Genomic DNA, 808 nt, shown 5'->3' on the forward strand with positions numbered 1-808 from the left:
TCCGCGCAGAAGATGTCGAAGGGTTGCGTGATCGCTCCTCGAGACCTCTTTCATCGCCAAGCCAAACCCTGCCAGCCACGTGTGCCGCCGTCGAGACGTTGCGCCGGCAGCGCCACACCGGCAAGCAGATCGCAGCCGAGGTCAAGGTGTCGCCGGCCACTGTCAGCCGCATCCTTCGCCGCTTGGGATTAAGCCGGATACGCGATCTGGAGCCGGTCGAGCCGGTACGGCGCTATGAGCGCGAACAGCCCGGCGAGCTCATCCATATCGACATCAAGAAGCTCGGCAGGTTCGTCAGACCAGGCCACCGCATCACGCACGACCGCCAGATGGGAGAAAGCCGTGGCGCCGGTCACGAGTTCGTCCACGTGGCCATCGACGATACATCGCGCCTGGCCTTCTCCCAGATCCGGCGGGATCAGAAAAAGGAGAGCGCTGTCGCCTTCCTCAAGGAGGCCGTCACCTACTACCGCAGCCTCGGCATGAAGGTCACCGGCATCATGACCGACAACGGCTCCTGCTACCGCGCCAAGGCCTTCGCCAGAGCGTGCAGCAAGCTCGGCCTCAAGCACATCTTCACCAGGCCCTACAGGCCGCAAACAAACGGCAAGGCCGAACGCTTCATCCAAACAGTGCTGCGCGAGTGGGCCTACGCTCGCGCCTACGACACCTCAGACCAGCGCGCCAAAGACCTGCCAATCTGGCTTCATCACTACAACTGGCATCGCCCGCACGGTAGTCTGCAAGCCAAACCACCCATCAGCCGCCTCGGCCTTCCGATGGACGACCTCCTGAGATTCCACAGCTA

General features: G+C 62.9%; 1 protein-coding gene. It reads left to right on the forward strand.

Going from position 1 to position 808, the window contains the following annotated elements:
• The coding region (locus CO675_RS39595; protein ID WP_143279228.1) for an IS481 family transposase at positions 1-808 on the forward strand (808 nt) is incomplete at both ends.

This window comes from Bradyrhizobium sp. C9, from assembly GCF_002532045.1.
Taxonomy (GTDB): Bacteria; Pseudomonadota; Alphaproteobacteria; order Rhizobiales; family Xanthobacteraceae; genus Bradyrhizobium.